13 protein-coding genes, 1 tRNA gene and 1 riboswitch are annotated in these 18153 nt (G+C 57.5%); of the genes, 5 read left to right on the forward strand and 9 right to left on the reverse strand.

The window, feature by feature from the left end; all coding sequences use genetic code 11:
- Positions 1–36 precede the first annotated feature (36 nt).
- A riboswitch (SAM riboswitch) is annotated at positions 37–111 on the reverse strand.
- Between the two features lie 73 nt (positions 112–184).
- Positions 185–1294 carry a 2'-deoxycytidine 5'-triphosphate deaminase gene (locus HKD40_RS12865; protein WP_169196178.1) on the forward strand — a complete coding sequence of 370 codons (1110 nt, stop codon included), beginning with the start codon at positions 185–187 and terminating at the stop codon, positions 1292–1294.
- Here the strand turns inward: HKD40_RS12865 and HKD40_RS12870 are convergent, their stop codons facing one another.
- Positions 1295–3727: an EAL domain-containing protein gene (locus tag HKD40_RS12870; RefSeq protein ID WP_169196179.1), complete on the reverse strand. Its 2433-nt coding sequence runs from the start codon at positions 3725–3727 to the stop codon at positions 1295–1297.
- A gap of 316 nt (positions 3728–4043) precedes the next feature.
- On the opposite strand from HKD40_RS12870, the gene HKD40_RS12875 reads away from it, so the two are divergent.
- Positions 4044–4117 (forward strand) — tRNA-Gly (locus tag HKD40_RS12875).
- A gap of 80 nt (positions 4118–4197) precedes the next feature.
- On the opposite strand, the gene aceA is transcribed toward HKD40_RS12875, so the two are convergent.
- Positions 4198–5493 (reverse strand): isocitrate lyase, encoded by a 1296-nt coding sequence (gene aceA / locus HKD40_RS12880; protein WP_169196180.1) that lies wholly within the window; start codon positions 5491–5493, stop codon positions 4198–4200.
- Positions 5494–5576: 83 nt separating this feature from the next.
- Positions 5577–5795: a hypothetical protein gene (locus HKD40_RS12885; RefSeq protein ID WP_169196181.1), complete on the reverse strand. Its 219-nt coding sequence runs from the start codon at positions 5793–5795 to the stop codon at positions 5577–5579.
- A gap of 141 nt (positions 5796–5936) precedes the next feature.
- Between HKD40_RS12885 and HKD40_RS12890 the strand changes: the two genes are divergently transcribed.
- Together HKD40_RS12890 and HKD40_RS12895 are read left to right on the forward strand one after the other, a co-directional pair.
- Positions 5937–7328 carry a helix-turn-helix transcriptional regulator gene (locus HKD40_RS12890; protein ID WP_169196182.1) on the forward strand — a complete coding sequence of 464 codons (1392 nt, stop codon included), beginning with the start codon at positions 5937–5939 and terminating at the stop codon, positions 7326–7328.
- Positions 7329–7661: 333 nt separating this feature from the next.
- A complete protein-coding gene (locus HKD40_RS12895; RefSeq protein ID WP_169196183.1) occupies positions 7662–8972 on the forward strand; it encodes an MFS transporter in 1311 nt (436 codons plus the stop codon).
- A gap of 41 nt (positions 8973–9013) precedes the next feature.
- On the opposite strand, the gene HKD40_RS12900 is transcribed toward HKD40_RS12895, so the two are convergent.
- The 5 genes from HKD40_RS12900 to HKD40_RS12920 form a co-directional block, all read right to left on the reverse strand.
- Positions 9014–10831: a glycosyltransferase family 2 protein gene (locus HKD40_RS12900; RefSeq protein WP_169196184.1), complete on the reverse strand. Its 1818-nt coding sequence runs from the start codon at positions 10829–10831 to the stop codon at positions 9014–9016.
- 643 nt (positions 10832–11474) lie between these two features.
- Positions 11475–12188 (reverse strand): LuxR family transcriptional regulator, encoded by a 714-nt coding sequence (locus tag HKD40_RS12905; protein WP_169196185.1) that lies wholly within the window; start codon positions 12186–12188, stop codon positions 11475–11477.
- A 113-nt stretch (positions 12189–12301) separates the two neighbouring features.
- Positions 12302–13261, reverse strand: coding sequence for an Hsp33 family molecular chaperone (locus tag HKD40_RS12910; RefSeq protein ID WP_169196227.1), 960 nt, complete (start codon positions 13259–13261; stop codon positions 12302–12304).
- Between the two features lie 195 nt (positions 13262–13456).
- Positions 13457–14386, reverse strand: a complete 930-nt coding sequence (gene argF / locus HKD40_RS12915) for an ornithine carbamoyltransferase (protein WP_169196186.1) — start codon at positions 14384–14386, stop codon at positions 13457–13459.
- 127 nt (positions 14387–14513) lie between these two features.
- Positions 14514–15725 carry an aspartate aminotransferase family protein gene (locus HKD40_RS12920; RefSeq protein ID WP_169196228.1) on the reverse strand — a complete coding sequence of 404 codons (1212 nt, stop codon included), beginning with the start codon at positions 15723–15725 and terminating at the stop codon, positions 14514–14516.
- A 347-nt stretch (positions 15726–16072) separates the two neighbouring features.
- Here HKD40_RS12920 and HKD40_RS12925 point away from each other — a divergent pair, with 347 nt between their 5' ends.
- Positions 16073–16651 (forward strand): GcrA family cell cycle regulator, encoded by a 579-nt coding sequence (locus HKD40_RS12925; protein WP_282567612.1) that lies wholly within the window; start codon positions 16073–16075, stop codon positions 16649–16651.
- Between the two features lie 169 nt (positions 16652–16820).
- Here HKD40_RS12925 and HKD40_RS12930 read toward each other — a convergent pair whose 3' ends face one another.
- A complete protein-coding gene (locus HKD40_RS12930) occupies positions 16821–18107 on the reverse strand; it encodes an ATP-binding protein (protein WP_169196188.1) in 1287 nt (428 codons plus the stop codon).
- Positions 18108–18153 lie beyond the last annotated feature (46 nt).

Genomic DNA, 18153 nt, shown 5'->3' on the forward strand with positions numbered 1-18153 from the left:
CGCCTTTAAACAGAAAAACCGGCTCGCATAGGGCGGCCGGATCCCAAACGGTCCTTAGCGATTTGTTTCATGTGGCTGCAAGCGACCGGCCAAATCACCACAGCCGAGATTAAACGGCATCAGCGCTGTGGCGTCAATTCCTCGGGTTTGCTAGGAGAACACAGAAAACAAAATGAGCGTGCGAATGAGCGAACCTTGGCCCACCGGGGTCTTTCCGGCCCGACTGATCGAAAAGCTGCACGCCGAAGGTGCGATTAGTGTTTCGAGCCCATTTGACGCCGATCAGGTTCAGCCCGCCAGCCTCGATCTGCGCTTAGGCAAAACAGCCTATCGCGTGCGATCGAGCTTCTTGCCGGGTCCGCTGCACACTGTGGCCGAGCGTATCGAAGCGCTAAAACTTCACCAGATCGACTTGAGTGAGGGCGCTGTGCTGGAGCGCGGCTGCGTCTATCTCGTGCCGCTCGATGAAACGCTTGATTTACCCGACACCGTCAGCGCCTCGGCCAATCCGAAAAGCTCGACTGGTCGGCTCGACATCTTCACACGCGTCATCGCCAATTATGCTCAAGGCTTTGATCAAGTGCCCGCTGGCTATACCGGCCCGCTTTATCTCGAAATCAGTCCGCGCACCTTCCCGGTATTGGTCCGCAGTGGCTCGCGCCTGAGCCAAATGCGGTTCCGCTGTGGGGACAGCCGCCTCAACGTAGAACAACACCGCAAACTACACGCCGAGCACACTTTGGTGATCGACGAGCAATTGCCAGTAGGCGACGGCGTGGCGTTGTCCATTGACCTGCTCGGTGAAGGCCGAAACGGGCTGATTGGCTTCCGCTCCAAGCGTCACACCGCGGTGATCGACGTGGATAAGAAGGGCGCGCTCGACGTGCTCGATTTCTGGGAGCCGCTGTATTCGCGCCAGCGCGACGAGCTCATTCTCGATCCTGAAGAGTTCTACATCCTCGTCAGTCACGAGGCGGTGCATGTCCCGCCCACGCACGCGGCCGAAATGGTGCCGTTTGACCCGCTGGTTGGCGAATTCCGCGTCCATTACGCAGGCTTTTTTGATCCCGGCTTTGGCAATTCCATTGCCGGCGGCACAGGCAGCCGCGCTGTTCTGGAAGTCCGGAGCCGCGAAGTGCCGTTCCTTCTCAACCACGGCCAAATCATTGGCCGGTTGATTTATGAGGAACTGGCCGAAAAGCCCGAGCGCCTTTATGGCCGTGATCTGGGCTCGAATTACCAAGCCCAGACCCTCAAACTGTCAAAACACTTCCGGCCTTATCCTGACGTCTGACTATTGAGCTGCCGTTCCGACCGCGTCTTCCCAGGCGATAAAGCCGGGGCGGCCAAGGAAGAAGCCTTGCGCTTCATTGCACCCTTCGAGGCGCAGCACCTCAAGCTGCGCCGGGGTCTCCACGCCTTCAGCCAAAACCGGCACGGAAAGGCTGCGGCCCAATGCGAGAATGGCCCGTACGATTGCCTTGGACTGCTCGTTCTGCTCGACCTCATTCATGAACGACCGATCGAGTTTGATCTTATCGAACGGGAACGAGCGCAGCGTATCCAAGGACGAATAGCCGGTCCCAAAATCATCGATTGCAATCGAAACGCCCATAGCACGGATCGCGGTCAGGATGTGGAGGGCGCGAGACTTGTCGGCGATAATTGCCGTTTCGGTCACTTCCAACTCCAAGCGCTTGGGGTCGAGGCCAGTGTCGTCCAGAACTTGTTTTACCGTGTCGATGAGATCAAAACTGCCCAGCTGAATGGCTGAGACGTTGACGGCAATTTTGTGCGGCTGCGGCCAAGCTGCAGCGTCAGCGCAGGCAGCGCGCAGCACCCACGCCCCGATCCCATTGATGGCGCCGCATTCCTCGGCAACAGGAATGAAATCGGCTGGCGCCACCTGTCCATAGCCGGGTCGAACCCAACGCAGCAAAACCTCATAGCCGGTGACGTCGCCCGTCAACACAGACTTTTGCACCTGATAGGCCAGGTAAAAACCGTTGGTTTCGAGCGCTGTCCAGATGTCGCGGCCCATCTCGCGTCGCTCGCGCGCCAGCTCATCCATCTCACGTTCATAATAGCAAATGTGGTGATCGAACTCGCCCTTGGCGCGATACATGGCAAGATCGGCATTGCTCAGCAGTTTTGAGCGATCCTCACCGTCATCGGGGTAAATTGCGACACCAATACTCGCGCCTGTGCTCAGGTTGAGATCATCCGCCTCAATACGCGTATGCAATGCCCCGTCCAGACGCCCGAGGAACTCGCGCAACCCTTCCATCGTGCTAAAGAGTTTGAGGGCCGAGAATTCATCGCCACCAATTCTGGCGACCACTTCTCCGTCGCGGAGCACGTCGTTCAGCCGCTTGGCCAGTTGCTCGAGCACCATATCGCCCGCGGCATGGCCATGAATATCGTTGACCTCCTTGAAGCGGTCGAGATCGATGGCGACAACGGCAAGCTTGGTTTTCTTCTCGTCGGCAGTCGCCATCATGGCTTCGAACTGCTCGTCGAAACGGCTTCGATTGGGCAGACCCGTGAGCACGTCATGACGGGCCATATGTGCTATCGCCCGCTCGGAATTATAGCGCTCGGTCACGTCGTCAATGGTGCTGACCCAAGATCCATCTCCAACTGGGCTATGAGAAACCCGCAGCACACGACCCGCCCCAAGCTGGTGTTCGATCTGGCCACCTTCTTTGACCAATCTGCTATGCTCAGCGTGGAACGTCTCGACCCGGGCCTCAATATTTTCTTCAGGCTCGTTATTGCTCACCAAGGACAGGCGGCACAACTCACGCAGATCGGCACCGGTCAAATCGTAGCGCGGGTCGATCATCAGCATTTCCTTGAGCCGCTCATTGTAGAGCTGCAAGGCGCCCTTCGCGTCAAAGAAACCCAGACCTTGCGCCATATTCGTCATGGCCAAGTGCAGCGTCTTAGACACTTCGCCGATGCGGTTAGCGTCCCTCTGCTCCCTCTCGTTCTCGCGGGCCACCCGTCGAAAATGAGCGTTCTCCAAAACCATGCTCGCCACCGCCACGCCGACCAACACTGCCGAGATCAAGGCAATGATGAGCGAGAGCATAAAGCCATCAAGCTCGCCGGCGCCTTCGACCGGCCCGCAGAGCGAAAAGTCAGCCGCAGCCATGCCCGTGAAATGCACGGCGCAAATGGCCAGCGTCAGCACAATAGCCCCAAGCGGAACCGATAAACTGCCCCCGGAGCTTGCCACCACAAACGCCACCGCGCTCAGCACGAGGCCCGCTAATATCGACAATCCGACCAGTTGGTGATCCCAGAGCAGGCTTCCTTCCATCAAAGAAGCACTGATGCCGGTGTAATGCATGACGGATATGGCCAAGCCCACGACAGCACCGCCGAGAGCATGATCCCACCGCGTATTGCCACGAGTCGTGACGTAAATTCCCGCCCCACACACAACGATCGCAATCAGCAGCGAGATCAGCGTCAGCGCAATGTCATAGACGATCTCAAAGCCCGGCTTGAACGCGACCATAGCGACGAAATGGGTGGTCCAAATGCCGAAGCCCACTGTGAGCGCAGCGATAGCGATCCAAATCGGACGTTTTTTATCGGCCGCACGCTTGGCATGCCGGAGCAGCCCCATACAGGTATAGGCCGATATCAGGCATACCACGGCCGCTAGGACGATCAGTCCGGGCTCATGCTGATGGAAAAAGAAGTCCACAATTGCCATATGACCGGCCTTGGCTAGTGGCAGACGCTTCGCAGACAGTGCAGCGAGGCATGCGCCATTACAAATCGGAGCTCAATTCGAAGCAAACTGGTATCTTTGTGCGAGAAACACACAAGAGACTGAAACCACGCAGGGTTTTGCGCAGCAGTTAGCCGGACATGAAGCAGTGTTAGGGTTCTTGCACTCTTAAAAACGCATGGGCAAGTGCGGGATACTTCATGCCACATGCATTTGGGAGCAATAGCAACGAACTCAGTTAATCGTCTGTATCCGTGCCTTGACGAGGCCCACGTTTTCCCGCATTTAGTCCCGTTATGCGGGTGTAGCTCAATGGTAGAGCAGCAGCTTCCCAAGCTGAATACGAGGGTTCGATTCCCTTCACCCGCTCCAAACTCCCCAGCAGCATGACCAAACAAAAACGCACAGCGTCGCCGCCGTGCGTTTGAATATGTGTTTCTGACGCCAGTACTTTAATGGAACTGCGCAGTCTCTGTGGAGGCGGACATGGCCGTGGTTGCGCTCTTGCCGCCGCTCACCGCCATTGAAACGGCATCAAAGTAACCCGTGCCCACTTCGCGCTGATGCCGCACGGCGGAAAACCCATGCTTCTCGGCGGCAAATTCGGCCTGCTGCAAGCGCGAGTATCCCGCCATGCCGTCGGCCAAATAGTCCCGTGTGAGATTGAAGGTCGTCAGGCTGAGGTTGTGGAAACCGGCCAGCGTGATGAATTGATACTTATACCCCATGGCCGCGATCTCCCGCTGGAAGCTCGCCATAGCACTCTCACCCATGTGCTTGGCCCAGTTAAAGCTCGGCGAACAATTATAGGCCAGCATCTGGTTGGGATGCACTTTGCGCACCGCCTCAGCAAACTTGCGTGCCTCATCAAGGCTCGGCGTTGAGGTTTCGCACCAGATCAGATCTGCATAGGGCGCATAAGCGATACCCCGTGCAATCGCCGCGTCGATGCCCCCCTTCAGCACATAGAAGCCTTCTGCGGTCCGCTCATCGGTCACGAATGGCGCGTCATAGTCATCGATGTTGGATGTGATCAGGCGCGCCGCTTCCGCGTCCGTGCGAGCCATGATGAGCGTGGGCACGTCCATGACGTCAGCCGCGAGGCGCGCCGCGTTGAGCGTGCGAATAAATTGGCTGGTCGGCACCAAAACTTTGCCCCCCAAGTGCCCGCACTTCTTTTCGGAGGCCAGTTGGTCCTCAAAATGAACCGCTGCAGCACCCGCCTCGATCATCGCCTTCATCAGTTCGAAAACATTGAGTGGGCCGCCAAACCCGGCTTCTGCGTCCGCAATGATCGGTACGAAAAAGTCCAAATCGGTGGTCGAGATGCCGTCAGATTGCTCCATGGTCTGGATCTGATCGGCGCGCTGCAAAGCCTTGTTGATACGGCGCACGACGCTCGGAACGCTATCGACGGGATAAAGGCTCTGGTCCGGATACATATTGCCCGACGAATTGGCGTCCGCCGCGACCTGCCAGCCCGATAGGTAGATCGCCTTGATCCCCGCCTTCACCTGCTGCACCGCCTGATTGCCGGTGAACGTGCCCAGGGTTGGCACATAGTCTTCCTTCTGCAGCAGTTCCCAAAGGCGCTTGGCCCCATTTTCTGCCAGCGTATGCCGGATCGGCAGCGAGCCAGACAATCGGGCAACATCGGCACGAGTGTAGCTGCGCGCAATATTATCCCACCGGTTTGGCGCATAATCTGGGGCTGGGAATTGTTCGGGCTTATGGGGCTTATCGAGCATGGTTTGTCCTCCTCAAGACGTGACGGGGCGAGCGTTGCTCAAGCAACGGTGCGGCCGATTTCATATGTTGGGTGTGGTTGGCGTTAGCTGGCGACGCGCCGGCTAAAAGTGGCGGCGACGAGGCCCTGGCTTGAGAACACCTCACACCCATCCGACGAGCGGATTTCGTGGGGGCCTATCCGTCCGGCGATGAGATATCCCTGCCGGTCCATCCCCCGCGCCCAATATTGGGCCATGGCATCTGCGGCGCTGTTAGCGAAGATGGTGACATACTCATCGCGGTCATTTTGCTGCGGCTGCATTTATCTCTCCTCGTGTTGATGTAAATATTTGACAACATCGATCAGTATGCAAGAAATATAGCAATTCAGCGCTGTTAAGCTGTAAAACCTTGTCAAATCCGGGCGTCTGTTTTGTAAATTCTGTAAATCGAGGAGCAGAATATGGATATAGGCCAACAAGTCGGCGCTCGGATAAAACGCCTCCGGCGCAGCAAGAAAATTAGCCAGAGCGATCTGGCCGACACGCTGGGCATTTCCTCAAGCTATCTCAACCTCATCGAGCACAATCGCCGTAAAATTACCGTCCCGCTGCTGTTCTCGATTGCCGGGCATCTTGGCATTGAACCTGGTGAGCTGGTCGACAATGACGAGGGCCGCTTGGTCGGCGACCTGATGGAGGCCTTTGGCGACGAGTTTTTCGCCGATAGTGATGTCACCAATCTCGAAATCCGCGACTTCGCCCAATCCAACCCCGCGGCCGCGCGAGCCATGCTGCAGCTCTACGACCGTTTCCGCGATCTCAGGCAACATCCCTCCCCCATGCCTCAGGCGGAGGGCATCCCCTTCCACGCCGCAACGGAGGCCATCTCAGATTTCCTCCAAGAGGCCGCCAATCACTTCCCTGATTTGGAGGATGCTGCTGAACGCGTTCGCGCTGACATTGATGCGATGGACGACGATTTCGCCGCCGGATTGAAGGCCTATCTCTTTAACGTTATGGGCCGGGAGACGCGCCTCTCATCGCTTCCTGCGGGGGTGGCACGCCGTTTTGACGGACGGACACTGTTCCTATCCGACCTCCTTCCCGCTGAAACGTCGCTGTTTCTGACGGCCCATCACTTGGGCGAAGACGTTGGTGCGCCGGAAATCGAAAGCATTATCGCCCGCGCGAACTTACCGGAAGGCGACGCCCCCACTCTGGCGCGGAACGTCCTTGCGGCCTATTTCGCTGCCGCGCTCATCATGCCGTACGAACCTTTTCTAGCCGCCTGCAAAATGTATCGCTACGACGTGGACCGGATCGCCCGCCGGTTTTCCGCCAGCTTCGAGCAGGTGTGTCAGCGCATGACCAGCCTGCAACGCCGTGGCGCAAGTGGCATTCCACTTCACCTTGTCCGTACTGACATTGCTGGCAATATCTCGAAGCGCTTCTCGCTTTCGGGCATCCACATTCCACGCCACTCTGGCGCCTGTCCCCGCTGGAACATTTACGCGGCCTTCCTAGCGCCTGACCGGATCAATGTTCAGATCAGCCAAATGCCCGACGGAGCGCGCTATTTCTGCATTGCACGCTCCGTCGCCAAAGGCGGGTTCCGCTATAATGCGCCGCGCAGCTATCTCTCCATTGGCCTTGGCTGCTCAATCCATCACGCCAAGGAAATGGTTTATGCCGACGGCATGGATCTGCATGATGAGAGCAAGGCGGTCCCCGTCGGCACCGGCTGCAGAATTTGTCCGCGTATGGATTGCGGTCAGCGCGCCCACCCACCGGCAGATCACAGAGTGACGCCCAGTGCGACCGACCGCGGCATCAATCTCTATTCCCGCCTCTAGCGCTCAAGCATTCGAAAGATTTTCCAAACGCGCAGATCAATCGGCATAACCATCTGCCGTTGCAACAATTGATCATTGGTTAGACTCAAGAAGGAACGACGGGCACCAACACTCTGCGCCCCAAAAGCGCTCCGAGCGTCACGAAAATAATAAAAAACTCTCGGAATGCTTTCTGATTTGTTGCAAGGATCGGACGATTGGAATTCTATTTCCGTTCGGCTGAACGTGCCTCAGCCGACCGGCGACAGAACTGGACGGATTTTGTGTTTCCACGCTTGTCTATCGATCAGTAGCTGTTCAATAGGCCGCATCTGCACGCTTGGAGGGTCCACCATGGAACGCACTGTCGAAGACATTTTGAGCCGGGCTGGTACCGGGCCTTTCCAACGTAAGCTTTTGGGCATTTTCGGGCTCGTCTGGGCCGCAGATGCCATGCAAGTGATGGCCGTGGGCTTCACCGCTGCCTCCATCGCAGCCACCTTCGGACTATCCGTTCCAGAAGCCCTGCAAACCGGCACGCTGTTCTTCCTCGGCATGCTGATTGGTGCAGCCGTCTTTGGTAAGCTTGCGGACCGCTATGGCCGCCGCCGCATCCTCATCATCACCGTCGCCTGCGACGCGATCTTCGGGCTCTTGTCGGTTTTCGCACCGAACTTTGCGATCTTGCTGGGCCTGCGCTTTCTCACCGGCATCGCCGTCGGCGGCACGCTACCGGTCGACTACGCAATGATGGCCGAGTTTCTGCCGGCTAAAAATCGTGGGCGTTGGCTTGTCATGCTCGAAGGCTTTTGGGCGGTCGGCACTGTCGTCGTTGCCCTCGCCGCCTGGATCACCAGCATCTACTTCCCACAAGACGCCTGGCGCTGGATTTTCGCCGTCACCGCTCTTCCCGCCCTTGTTGGGCTGGGCTTGCGGTTCTGGCTTCCGGATTCGCCGATGTATTTGCTGAACAGCGGCGATCGCGAGAGCGCGAAAACTGTTCTGAACCAAGTCCTTACCGCCAATGGGAAACCGGTCATGGCTGCCGAGGAGCAGCTTCATCTTCCGCCCCAGACCAAGGCGCCGGGGCTCTTCTCTCCCGAGTTCCGCCGCCGCACCGTCATGATCCTCGTCTGTTGGTTCTTGGTCTCAGTCTCCTATTACGGCGTCTTTACGTGGATGCCAGCGCGCCTTGCTGAAGAAGGCTTTGGCTATGTCCGCGGCTATGGCTTCCTTGTTCTCGTCGCCTTGGCGCAAATTCCTGGCTACGCACTGGCCGCATGGGGCGTCGAAGCGCATGGTCGCAAACCGACGCTGATCAGCTTCCTGCTGCTCTCCGCTTTTGGCTGTCTGCTGTTTGTTGTTGCCGGAGAAGCTTGGCTTATTGGCGCGTCCATTTTGCTCATGAGCTTTTCCCTCTTGGGAACATGGGGTGCGCTTTACGCCTTCACCCCCGAGCTTTATCCGACAGCCTCGCGCGCGACCGGCATGGGTGCAGCTGGTGCAATGGCTCGCCTCGGCGGGCTCTTGGCACCCTCTGCGGTCGCGCTTGTCATCGCGCAAGGCTTTGGCGTTGCCATCGGACTGTTCGCCGCGCTGCTGTTGCTGGCCGCGATCGCCGGCTCCCTCATCGACAGCGAAACTCGTCAGGTCGCTTTGAACTAAGAGTTAGGCTTGAGGGGCCGGACCTATACTGGCCCCTCCTCCTAACGCGAGCGCTTCGGTCTGCGCTTGCTCGCCAAATGCGGTGTTTTAAACCAGTGAAATGGTTTTTGAGCGAACTCCAGAAAAGCGAAGATCGTCGCGAGCCCAACCAGCAGCCAATAGAACGGCAAAAGCAGTTGCGGCAGCATGAGCTGCATTTGGCCAGTCCGCCAGAGCCCCAAAATATTGGTACCGACGGCCACAGCCTGCCCCAGCACCAAGACGACAACACACGCGAAAAACCACCCTTCCCCTAGCGGCGCTGCACCCTGTCCTGAAATCAACAGCGCGATGACCACCACCACAAAAGTGAGATGCAGCAGCGGCGAAATCAGCATGCCGAGCAACACGGCTTCAAAGATCAGCATGCGGACCAGCCCCAAGTCGCGCAGGAGCAAGTTGGGACGCCGATTGTGCACCACAAAGGTCTGTATCCAGCCTTTGAGCCAACGCGTACGCTGTCCTAGCCACGGCCTGAAACTGGTTGGCGCATCCTCAAAAGTCCGGCTATTGCTGGTTGCTGTGAGCAAGCCCCGCCGTGCCAACCGCACGCCCAGATCGGCGTCCTCGGTGACATTATAGGGGTCCCACCCGCCAATCTCGCGCAGCTCCTTCATGCGGAAATGGTTCGAGGTGCCGCCTAAGGGCATCACCATATTCCACTTGGCAAATGCCGGCAGAAGCACGGCAAATAGCCCGGCGTAATCCCCCGCAAAGAGGCTCGGCAAAAACCGTCCATTGCCATTGCTGATGACCAGCCGAGCCTGAATGCACACAACGTCCGTTTGCCGTCGAAACTGGGCCACGACGCGACGCAATTGGTCAGGATCGGGACGATCCTCGGCATCATAGACCACCACATATTCGCCCGTGCAAAAGGGCAATCCGAAATCCAAGGCCTTAGGTTTTGTGCGCGGTGCTGCGTCGGGCACGACAATCAGCGAAAACCGCGCATCACCGAGATATTTGCGCACCGCATCCACCGTCTCGGGAGAGCGGCTTTCAACGAGAAACATGATCTGCAGTTTCTCGCGCGGGTAATCGAGCCGCAGCAGATTTGCGCACAGTTGATCCACCATGCCCGCCTCGTCGCGCAGCGGCACCATCACCGTATAGATCGGCAAGTCATCCGGCCCCAAAATGGGCTCAGCCGTAACCCCACGGGGGATTGGCGTAAAAATCGCTGCGAGCCGAATGCAACTGGGCAGGATGATCAACCACAGCCAGACCGGCAGGGCCCAAACGATCCCTGTCCAGGGCGCAATAGTCAGCGCCAACACGAGCACTGCGACCGTGATCACAACCCCTTCCCGAACCATCCGGGTGAGATCGAGTTGCGCCGCCGCATATGGCCACTTCCGCGTCAGCCTTTGCCGCGCGTCATCAAGCAAGTGCTCTTCATGAATCCCCACCAGCGCATCCCTTAGGGCTGCACTGGGGACAATAAGCAGCTGCCCCCTTAAGCCCGGGTCAGCCTCCACCACCCGGGCCAGATGAAGAAAGGCGAAAAAGTCCGGGGCTGCGACCGCAATCTCCCTGTCGAGCATGGTGAACCTCACCATGCGCAGGTTCGCGAACATCTCAACGCGCGGCTGGTCGTGAACGACATGGGCGACACGCGGCACAACATCAAAGAAGGCTAAGCCAACCCATTGCGCAGCGCGGCTCATGATTTCCGCTGGCGCAATATCGAGATAGACCGCGCACCAATGCATCGGGTCGACCTCTGTCATCAGAGCCGCCTCGAGTGCCGCTTTGGGTGTGTAATGCGTTTGCTTGGTTCCGATCAGCGCAGCCATGAGCTCAAGTGCTGCACTCATGGCGCTCGTTCACACTCTAGCTATGTAGAGAGAGGAGCACAGGCTACGAGAAAGCCTCGATCTGCGCCCGAGGGGCGATGGGGACAAAAAGCACCGCATGCGCTGCCTCAGCCCACTATCGCCATGCGCCTCCCCTTGTGCCCGGCCTCTACGGCGGCGCCAAAAGGGGAAGAATAAAAGGACTGCAGACTCGGTCAGGCGATACAGCCCCTCGCATCGATTCAGAAACACGATAAATCGCGCCCAATCGGCCCCAAGCGAGGTTCGCATCAGGATTGCTCCCAAAGCCAGACCGTAAAAACCAGTCTGCAGCAAGTTCTGTGTGCTGGTCTCGCCCGGGCTCAAAAAGCTGCCCTCAACGATCCCAACGGAATTCGCGTTATGCGCATGGGCATCGCTGCCCCACGCTGTAATTTCTATTTGGTCGGCGCCGAGTGAGCGCGCCTCTAGTCCGTCGTCGTTATTCTGGTGCCAAGCTTCAAGGCAGTACTGCGCACTTGAGGTCCGACATGTGCCGCGTGTGGTTCGGGCTAGAACGTGACTATCCACTGAAAACGCCCCCGTCTCCGCGAAGGTCTCAGTGAATCACGTTGCGTCCGTTGGGGTATTGGGAGAACTCCCAAAATGCAACAAAAATAGTAGACTAAAGTGTAATGAGCTTGTGGCGTATCGCCTCGACCACAGTGTGAATGCGGTTATGCGTCCCCAAGCGCCGCTGCGCATTCTCGCAATGCTGGTTCACCGTGCGCACCGAAAGCGCAGTAATATCAGCAATTTCTGCCGCTGTTTTCCCTAAGGCCGCCCATTTGAGCACCTCGGCTTCGCGCTGGGTGATAGCCCGACGCTTGGGCAGTTGGTGACGCGACACATTTAGCTTGCGGATTTGCGCGTAAACATGAAGCGCTAAAAGATGCAGCTGGATCTGCCCGGCGCTATCGACGCTATCCTTCGGCCCGCCAAAGCTGGCAAAGCCCTGCACACCATTGGCCAATTGGATAGGAACACAATAGCCGTAGGCGATGCCATGCACCTTGAAATCATAGAGAACCTGTCCGCTCTCAGGCGAACGGTCTAACGGGGCTTCGCGCCAATCAAACGGCAGGTTTGTCGAGAAACAGTGTTGGACCACAGGATCGATATGAACATAGCGTTCCGACACATATCGGCTCAGCCATGTCTCGGGCCAGTTGCTGATCAGAACATACGGCTGAAAATCATGTCCGGGTGCAGGCACTCCTGCAAACATGAAGCTGGTCAGTTCAAATCGTTCTATCGCCTGAGAAACAGAAAGAGAAAGCTCTTCAAGTGTCTCTTTCTGTTTTAGATCGTCTATAGATACCAAGACGTGTTTAGTCATCTACGGCAGCCCCCGCCGTTGAACACACACCCACTTAGTCAGTATTTTTAGCGCTTTGCAATAGTATCACGGCGTACACGACAGATGTAATATTGTGTACGCCGTAAATTTATTTAGTTCTGAAATTGGTGAGGGTTAAATCGATAGGCCGTCGAGCAGAACTCGCAAACAACTTCGATCTCGCCGTCGACCGCCATTTCCTCACGATCTTCGTTGGTAAACGAGGTCGTCAACATATCCTCGATCCGCTCCACCGAGCATGAGCAGCGCTCTACCAGTGGCATCGCCGGAAATACACGCACGCCGGTCTCGTGATAGAGACGGAACAGCAGACGTTCTGGCGATACGTCAGGATCCGTCAACTCCAGATCGCTGACGCTCTTGAGCATAACCTGCGCTTCATTCCAGCCATCACCGGCTTCGCGTTCGATTTCAACTTCGTCGAATGCGCCGTCGCCGGGCAGATCCTTGACGCCAAGGCCATGCTCGGGAAGGTGCTGGATCAGCATGCCACCAGCGCGCCAACGCGTGCGCACATCGCCCTTAGTGGTGATCTGGGAAACCGCCAAACGAACGCGGGTCGGGATCTGTTCGGACTGCATGAAATAGGTGTGCGCCACCTCTTCGAGCGAGCTGCCGTCGAGGGCAACAATGCCCTGATAGCGCTCGGTGTGCTGCCCCTGATCAATAGTCATCGCCAAATGACCCTTGCCCAAAAGCTCCGCGGCGCTGGTCTTGCCTTCTTCAGCCGCCTTCACCAGCATCTCCTGGTCAAAGCGCGCATAGCCACGCATGCCATCAGGCGCATCAAAGTCGACGACGATCAGATTGACCGGGCCATCGGTCTGGGTCTGCAAAATAAAGCGACCTTCAAACTTCAAAGACGAGCCGATGAGGGCGGACAAAACCACCGCTTCGCCGAGAAGGCGCGCCACTGGCAGCGGATAGTTATGGCGCGACAAGATCATATCGATCGCCTCGCCCAGACGCACGACACGGCCGCGCGTATCCAGATTTTCCAGAGTGAACGGCACAACAGCATCATCGCCAGTTTCAGGGCGATCCAGGCCCATGGCGGCCAGAAGGTTCTCGTTCTGCTTGGGGTCGTTCGTCATGATCTTGGTCTTTCCTAAGGCTAGGACTTTTAGGATTTTCGTCCCGACGGCCCTTGAAACAATCGCCCCGCGCACTGCTGAGCCCTCGCGAAACATCGCGATAAGCCCGCACCGCGCGGGGGACAATAATTGGCTTTTCAGACTTGCGTCAGATTAGTTGGTTGTCACACCGAATGCCCAGCAAAGCACTGCCTTCTGAGCATGGAGACGGTTTTCGGCCTCATCAAACACCACCGACTGCGGGCCATCGATTACCTCATCGGTAACTTCATCGCCGCGGTGAGCCGGAAGACAGTGCATGAACAAGGCGTCTTTATTCGCCAGTGACATTAGATTGGTGTTCACCTGGTAAGGTTTCAAGACCCGGCGACGCTCGGCGGCATCGGTATCGCCCATCGACACCCATGTGTCGGTGATGATCAGGTCAGCGCCTTCAACAGCTTCGCGCGGATCTTCGATCAAGCGCACCTTGCTCCCGGCACGCTTAATGTCGTGCATCAGGTCCTTTTCCGGGCTGTATTCATCCGGAACGGCAATGGTCAACTCGCAGCCAAACACTTCAGCCGCGTTCACCCACGAGTGAAGCACGTTGTTGCTGTCACCAACCCAAGCCACTTTCGCGCCACTGATGTCACCGCGATGTTCTTCAAAGGTCATCAAATCAGCCATGATCTGGCATGGATGCGCGCGACGCGTCAGACCGTTGATCACCGGAACGGTAGCATTTTCGGCAAGTTCGAGCAGATCAGCATGCGAGAGGATGCGGATCATGATCGCGTCGACATAGCGGCTCATCACGCGTGCCGTGTCGGCCAAGGTTTCTTCCCGCGAAAGCTGCATTTCCTGGCCAGACAGCATGAGTGTCTCGCCGCCAAGCTGGCGCATGCCAACGTCAAAGCTGACGCGCGTGCGGGTCGACTGGCGTTCAAAGATCATTGCCAGGACTTTGTCCTTGAGCAATTGCGGGCGATCGCCATCTTTCATGCGCGCCTTAAGAGCATGCGCCTGATCGAGCATGTTGCGCAGCTCGGAGTATTCGAAATCATCGATCGAGAGAAAATGGTTCTGGGTGCCGGTCGTCATGAGGCCGGAGTCCTTTATATCACTTATAGGCGTACGTGAGCGAAGCGCTGCCATGATAAGTCATGGCAGCTAACAGATGCTTGTCAGCGTCCTCGCCGTCGCCCAAAATGATAGAAAGTCAGATAATTCATGACCCAGATGCTACGTTGGCAGCATTCTCTGCTTCAATGGCATCAAATGCCGCGCTCAGCTTGCCGATAGCTTCCACAATATCCTCTTCGGTGAGGATCAATGGTGGCAACAAGCGCAAAACATTATCACCCGCACCAATGGTCAGCATCTGATGGTCGTCACGCAGACGCGCCACGAAGTCACGGACTGGCGGGGTAATTTTGATACCAGCAAGTAGGCCCTTGCCGCGCAGTTCCAGAACATACTCTGGGTATTTCTGAGCCAACTGCTGCAAGTGCCAAGCGAGGCGCTGGCCCATCTGCGCAACATTTTCCATAAAGCCCGGAGCCGTCACACGGTCCAAAACGGCGTTACCGATGGCACAAGCCAAAGGATTGCCACCATAGGTCGAGCCGTGCGTGCCCGGCACCATCGAGGCCGCAGCCTTCTCGGTTGCCAAACATGCGCCCAGTGGGAAACCACCACCGATTGCCTTAGCAACCGCCACAATGTCGGGCGAAATGCCAGCCCATTCATGCGCAAAGAAGCGACCTGTACGGCCGAAGCCACACTGGACCTCGTCAAAGATCAGCATCAGGCCGTTTTCGTCACAGATTTGACGCAGCCCCTGCAGGAACTCCGAAGTCATGGCCGTTACGCCGCCTTCGCCCTGTACTGGCTCAATAAGAATAGCAGCCGTTGCGGGGCCCACGAGTGCGCGCACAGCATCGAGATCGCCGGGGGCGGTATGGACAAAGCCTGGAGCCGCCGGGCCAAAGCCTTCGATATAGGATGGGTTGCCGCCAGCAGCGATTGTGCCCAGCGTCCGACCATGGAACGCGCCGGTGAAGGCGATGACTTCATAGCGCTCTGGGTGCCCGTTCGAGAACTGATAGTGCCGCGCGGTCTTAATGGCGCATTCCAGCGCTTCCGCACCCGAGTTGGTAAAGAAGACGCGGTCGGCAAAAGTCATGTCGACGAGACGCTGACCAAGGCGTTCCTGCTCCGGAATGGAGAAGACGTTGGAGGTGTGCCAGATCTTTTCGGCCGCAGACTTAAGCGCACCAACCAGATGCGGGTCGTTATGGCCGAGCACGTTTACGGCAATGCCGGAATGGAAGTCGAGATATTCGCGGCCGTTCTGATCGTACAGTCGCATGCCTTCGCCCCGCTCGAAGGCGAGTTCAGACCGGGCATAGGTACCGTATAGCGCAGACATGGCGATTATCCTCAGATTTTGGAGGTGTTGCTGGAGCACCGTGGCAAACCTGCCACAAACGGCAAAAACGCACGGACCCCGGAAACTAAATAGGGATGCGAATTAGGCGAGATTTGTCCGTAAAGTCAATGTTTGCAGTGCAAGTGTCTGATTTGACTCAACGAATGTTAGCGATTTTTTAACCACTGAATAAACGGGGAAAATCCCGCCCAACTCTTGATCCTGATTCAGCCCATGTCGTAGTATCTGAGACATCGGGAGCACGATATCTCGTGTGGCGGACCCGGCAAGCATACGAGCCCTAGAGTCGAACTGGCTGCTAATGCCGTATTGGCAGCTCAATGAAGGATTCTGTTTTGACAGTAGCATCAGGAGCACAGGCCGTTGGCTGGACTGACGATCGCGTCGAACTGCTGAAAAAGCTTTGGATGGACGGCCTGAGTGCCAGCCAGATTGCCGGAGAACTCGGTGAAGGCGTTACGCGCAATGCCGTGATCGGCAAGGTCCATCGCCTCAAGCTTTCGGCTCGCGCTAAGCCAACCAACACTGCTCCCCGCGCCCGTCCGGCAGCGGCTCGTCCAGCGGCACCTCGCCGCGTGGCCGCTCCAGCAGCAACCCCGATCAGCACTATGGCTCCCAAGCCACGCCCAGCGGCACCAATGCCGCGCCCACAAGTTATGGGTGCGACTGCACTGGCCATTGAGCCTCAGATGGAAGCGGAACTTTATACCGCTCCGGCAGCCGCCGAACTCTTCATCCCAGAAGATAAGCGCCTCAGCCTCCTGCAGCTCAATGAACAGACCTGCAAGTGGCCGATCGGCGATCCGCTGACTAAGGATTTCTACTTCTGTGGTCAGCACAGCCTGGAAACCGGCCCATACTGCGAGTTCCACTCGCGTCGTGCCTATCACCAGCTGGAAAAGCGCAAGCGCTAATCCCACAAGATTAAAGATACAGGGCGCTCCGATCGCCCTTTTTCTTTGCCTTAAATTCTCGAGCGGCGTGTCGCGGCAGAGGTCCCGGTCGCGTTCGCCCCCTCCAATGGCCCATACAGACAATAAAAAAGGCGCACGAGGCGCCTTTCTTGTTCGTCTTGGCATTGGCTTAGGGCAAGTAGATTTCCACCCGCAGGCCTTCGCCTTCTGCCGCGCGCGAACGGATCGCAATCTGGCCGCGATGGCGCTGGACGATATGCTTGACGATGGCAAGACCCAAGCCCGTGCCCTTCTTCTTACGGCTCGCTTCAGCATCGATACGATAGAAGCGCTCCGTCATCCGTGGCACCTGTTCTGGTTCAACGCCAACACCACGGTCGACCACCGACACCAAATAGCGCGCACCCAAACGATTGACCGTCGTCAGCGTGACATCGACATATTTGCCGGACGCGCCGTATTTGATGGCATTATCGATAAGGTTCTCAAACACCTCATAGAGCTGCCCACGGTCGCCAGTTGTGACCGCAGCGTCTTGTGGCAGGCTCAGTCGTACCTCCACCTCAGCCGCGTCGGCAATCCCTTGCAGCCCTTCGCGCACTTCACGCAAAAGCCCAGAGAGATCGACAGACCCAGTGGGCAAAACATGCTGATGCATTTCGATACGCGATAGCGACAGCATATCATCGATCAGGCGGCTCATCCGATCCGCTTGCGCACGCATGATGCCGAGGAATTTTTCTCTCGCTACACTATCATTGGCCGCAGGGCCGAGCAGGGTATCGATGAACCCCATGAGCGACGCTAAGGGCGTCCGCAACTCATGGCTGGCATTGGCGATGAAGTCCGAGCGCATCGCGTCCACACGCTTAAGCTCAGTCAGGCTCTGGAAGGTAATGAGCAACTGACGGTCTTCGTCGGCGAACCAGTTCACATTGGCGATCTGCAAGGGCGCAACGACAACACGATCCCATGTTTCCGACGGCACGGTTTCGTGCAGTTCAAAGCTGCGCGTTTCGCCGGTCTTGAGCGCGCCATCGATGGCCGCAATCAATTCTGGGTTGCGCAAGCCCAAGGTCAAAACCTTGCCGGGCTGCATTCCTGGGTACTGCCGTCCCACCGCGTCATTGCGCAGAATAACAGTCCCACGGCGATCAATCGTCAGCGCCGGGTCGGCTAGGGCATTGACCACCGAGGCCATGCTGCCGACGGGCTTGTGTGGGGCCACGACGGGGACCTCAATGGTCTTGGTCACGGTCAGCGTGCGCACAGGCAGGAAGACTACAAAGAGCAAGAGAAGCCCAATACCGACCATAGCCAGATCAAGGCGCAGACCGCCCAGCATGGCAAAAATTGCGGTGACGAAAGTTGCGGCGATCAGCAGCGGGCCATAGGTTACCAACCTCGCTGCGATTGCTTGGATGGCAGGCGCGTCTTCTGCTTGTTGGTCGTACATGTTGGGCCGGGGACTCACGTTTGCATACCCACCTCTTGCGTGGGAC

It is taken from the genome of Devosia sp. MC1541, from assembly GCF_012847305.1.
Classification (GTDB): domain Bacteria; phylum Pseudomonadota; class Alphaproteobacteria; order Rhizobiales; family Devosiaceae; genus Devosia.